General features: G+C 72.9%; 3 protein-coding genes and 1 pseudogene. 3 read left to right on the plus strand and 1 reads right to left on the minus strand.

From position 1 onward, the window contains the following. Together BJQ90_RS03570 and BJQ90_RS03575 are read left to right on the plus strand one after the other, a co-directional pair. Positions 1–952: pseudogene (locus tag BJQ90_RS03570) on the plus strand (glycosyltransferase family 2 protein); the annotation flags it as partial. Beyond that, positions 945–2,702: a DUF5719 family protein gene (locus BJQ90_RS03575; protein WP_226758935.1), complete on the plus strand. Its 1,758-nt coding sequence runs from the start codon at positions 945–947 to the stop codon at positions 2,700–2,702. The pseudogene BJQ90_RS03570 and the gene BJQ90_RS03575, both read left to right, overlap by 8 nt. A gap of 101 nt (positions 2,703–2,803) precedes the next feature. On the opposite strand, the gene BJQ90_RS03580 is transcribed toward BJQ90_RS03575, so the two are convergent. Next, positions 2,804–3,340, minus strand: coding sequence for a metallopeptidase family protein (locus BJQ90_RS03580; protein ID WP_226758936.1), 537 nt, complete (start codon positions 3,338–3,340; stop codon positions 2,804–2,806). A gap of 106 nt (positions 3,341–3,446) precedes the next feature. Between BJQ90_RS03580 and BJQ90_RS03585 the strand changes: the two genes are divergently transcribed. Then, positions 3,447–3,836, plus strand: coding sequence for a DUF3499 domain-containing protein (locus tag BJQ90_RS03585; protein ID WP_226758937.1), 390 nt, complete (start codon positions 3,447–3,449; stop codon positions 3,834–3,836). Positions 3,837–3,908 lie beyond the last annotated feature (72 nt).

The following is a 3,908-nucleotide window of genomic DNA, read 5'->3' on the forward strand; positions in this document are numbered from 1 at the left end:
GCAAAACCTCGCGCCGCGGGCCGCCGCGGAAGCCGCCGGTTCCGGGATGCCCGGCACCGATGCGGCCGGCACGGGTTCCCTTGGCGCCCTGCGGCTGGTGCAGCCGGCCGAGTCCCGGACCCTCCCGGCCACGGCCATCGACCGCGGCGAGGGGCCGGAACAGGCCCGCACCCTAATCATTTCCACCGGCGAAAACGAAACGTATGACGCCGCGCTGATGCGCGGTGCCGGCACCACCCTCGACGGACTGTCCACCATCGCCGCCGCCCGCCCGATCATGGGTGCGCCGGGGCAGGAAACCGTCCGTGACGACGACGCCGTTGCGGCGTCGGTCCGCAACGTCGTGGCCACCATCGTGGCCGGCCAGGGCGTCGATCCCCGCGCGGAACTCGAGCAGCTCGGCGTGGGCTTCGTGGTCCTGCGGGCCGCAGACACCGCCGCGCAGCTGACGGCGAGCCGGATGGACGCCGTCCCCGGGCTCGTCGCCGTCGGCAAGACCGATGTCGGCTGGCTCTGGCGGATCAGCCCCCTGAACCAGCCGGTGATCCAGGCCGCCGACGTCGCGCACCGCGTCCGGATCGTCGACGGCGCGGGTGCCACCGTCGGGCTGATCCCGTCCCAGCCGGTGTCCGCCGATGCCGCGGTGCCCGCCGGGCCGGAAGGCCGGCTCGTGGTCCTGGCGGAACGTGCCGATCCGGGCTGGAGCGCCTGGCTCGACGGCCGGCGCCTTACCGCCACCACCTCCGGCTGGGCACAGGCCTTCACCCTGCCCGCGCAGGGCGGGCAGCTCAGCCTCCGCTACGAAGCGCCGTGGGCCCCCTGGACCGGCGTTGCCCAGGCCGTCATCATTGGCCTGACCGCCCTGCTTGCCATCCCCATGCCTGCCCGTCGGCCGAACACCGGCCTCTCCAGGGACGAAGGCTCCCTGCGTAAGGAACATCAACATGCCTAGGGACGACACCACCGCGAACGACGCCACCGTCACACCCGACGCCACCGTCACGCCCGACGCCACCGTAACGCCCGACGGCGGCGGCAGCCCCGCCGGCCCACCGCCGGCGCAAACCGGCCGGCCCGAGCGCCGGGCGGCCGGGCCGTTGCTGCCCCGGCTGAAGGCAGGCCCGCGCGCCGGGCGGCTGGCCGGTGTCCTGTTAGCCGTCGTGCTCGTCGGGGCCGGCGGCGGACTTGTGTCCGCCGCCGCACTGACCCCGCAGGGCCCTGGCAGCAGCCGGCCCGTTTCGGCCCCCCTGACGGCCGTCCCTGCGGGCAGCAGCCTCGGCGTCTGCCCGGGACCGGCCCGTCTGCTCGACGGTGCCCCCGTGGGCAACGATCCGCAATTCAGCCCGGAGTCCGCCACCGCCAGGAGCGACGTCAACGCCCTGGTGCTGGGCTCCGGTGCCGGTATCCTGCCCGGCAGCAGGCTCGCCTCGCTCACCGGAAGCCCCCTGGTCGAAATTGCCAAGGCCCCGCCGGCACCCGACGGCACGGCCACGCCCAAGCCCGCAGGCGCGGTGCCGACGGCCGGGGTGGTTTCACGGCGCAGCGTCGACGCCGGGACGGTCCTAAGCGCCGATGCACAGGCCGACCACCAGGCCTCCGCAGGGGCCGTCATGCGCTATACGGCCGAGGACGGGGACCTGCGTGGTTCGGCGGCCACAGCCTGCCAGCAGCCCGCCAACGATCTCTGGCTCGTCGGCGCTAACACCGCGCTGGGCCGGACGGCCGTGTTGAACCTCAGCAACGCCTCCAGCAGCCCGGCCACGGTCAGCCTCGAACTCTTCGGAGCCAAGGGCCCGATCCAGGCTCCGGGCAGCCGCGGACTCCTCGTTGCGCCGGGCACCACCCGCTCCGTCATCCTGGCCGGCCTCGCCCCGGGACAGGAGCGGCTCAGCGTCCGGGTGCGCAGCGCCGGCGGCCCGGTGGCAGCGGTCATCCAGCAGAGCGTGCTGCGCGGGCTGACGCCCGGCGGCGTCGAGTTCATCGCGGCGGCCGCGGCTCCGGCCCTCCGCCAGGTGGTTTCCGGCGTCGACATCCAGGATCCGGCCGGGCTGGCGGACCTCACGGGTAAATCCGGCTTCTCAGATGCGGGACCTGCCCTGCAGATCACCGTGCCCGGGCCCGCCGACGCTGTCGTTTCGATCAAGCTGTTCGGACGGGACGGCCAGAAGGCCCTGCCCGGCGGCGGAGTGGTCACGGCGAAGGCCGGGTCCGTCACCGAGGTTCCGCTTTCCGGCGTGCCGGCCGGGCCCTACACCGTGGCTGCCAGTTCCGACGTCTCCTTTACAGCGGCGGCGCGCGTGACCCGGGGCCTCAAGGCCGAGGATGCCACCGACTTCGCCTGGTCGGCGGCCTCGGCGCGGCTGGGCAGCCAACACGTTGTCCCCGTCCCCGGCACAGGGGAGCGCTACCTCATTTTCGGCGCCCCCGACGGCCGGGCCACGATTTCCTATACGCCGATCACGGCCGACGGCAAGGTCCGCGCAGCCGCGGCCGCCGACATCGCAGGTGGCACCACGACTTCCATCAAGGTCCCGGCCGAGGTCGAGGGATCGCCTCTTGTCGGCTACCTCGTATCCGCCGCCGGGGAACCCGCCTACGGCGCGGTGCTGCTGCAGGAGGATGGCCGGCAGGACGTCTCGACGATGGCCATTGCCCCCGGGGCATCGGGCCAGGAGCAGGTCCCGGTCACCCTCGGCTACTGATCGTTCGGCCACTGACCGCGTCCGGCGGCGCTGTTCCGCCGGCTGTTCCGCCTGCGGGGCCCGGCCCCGCAGGTTTCGGCGGCGATGTCAGGGAAGCGGCCCTAGTAGCGGCGGCGGTAGACCGGGTCCAGTGACTCCGGCGGCACACCAAGCATCTCGGCGGTGTACTCCACCACGACGTCATGGACCAGGTCCTGGAGTTCCTCGCGGCTGCCGCAGGCCTGCTCAACCACGCGCCGGTACAGCGTGATCACGGGCCCCTCGTCCGGCGTGGCGGGGGAGTAGGCGCCCATCGGGGCGACGGTGCGGTCCGCCACGAGCTGCTCGAGCCCGGGCGGGATCTCGTCGACGGCGAAGCGGACGCCGTCCAGCGGCTTGCCCCAGATGTCATGCAGCCGTTCGGCCGAGTCCAGCACGAAGTCGTCGAAGCGGTCCGAGCGGGTGCGGTAGCCGGGCAGCGTGGGCAGCATCAGCTCGCCGCGGAGCCCCCGGCCGTGCCGGTTCCTCCGCCGCTGGCGGAAGCTCCGTGGCGCCGTGGCGCGCGCGGAGCCGTCCGGTGTGGAACCGGCGTCGTGACGTCCGGCGTCCGGGTCAGCCAATCGGACCATAAAACCCGGATCTTGGTGCGGTGACTGCATATCTCGACTCTAAACCCGGCGAATCGTTTACGCGAGACGGGCCGCGCGACCCGCCGCCAGCGCGTCGCACGGCGTCCGGCGGCCCGGGGGAGTAGTCTGTGGTGTCGTGGGTGCCATTCGTCTTTGTTCAAGGTCAGCCTGCCGCAATTCAGCGGTGGCAACTTTGACGTACGTTTACGCCGACTCCACCGCAGTCCTGGGGCCGCTGGCCACCTTCGCCGAACCGCACTGTTACGACCTGTGTGAACAGCACGCCGGATCGCTGACCGTCCCGCGCGGCTGGGAAGTGCTCCGGCTGGCCATGCCGGCGACTCCCGCAGGCCCCGGACCCGATGACCTCGCCGCCCTTGCGGACGCTGTCCGGGAGGCGGCCTCACGGCCCGCCGCACCGGAATCCGGCCAGGGCCAGCGCGGGGTCCATCCGACCCTGGCAGCCCCGGCCGCGGCCGAGGGTGCCCGCCGGGGGCATCTGCGCGTGCTGCGCGAACCGTCCTAACGTGAAAATAGGGTGTCCCCGCGGTCTCAGCCGGTGTGGGTGAGAGGTTCCAAGGTGACGGTGTAGCCGAGT

The sequence above is a fragment of the Arthrobacter sp. SO3 genome (genome assembly GCF_020532825.1).
In the GTDB taxonomy this organism is placed as follows: domain Bacteria; phylum Actinomycetota; class Actinomycetes; order Actinomycetales; family Micrococcaceae; genus Arthrobacter.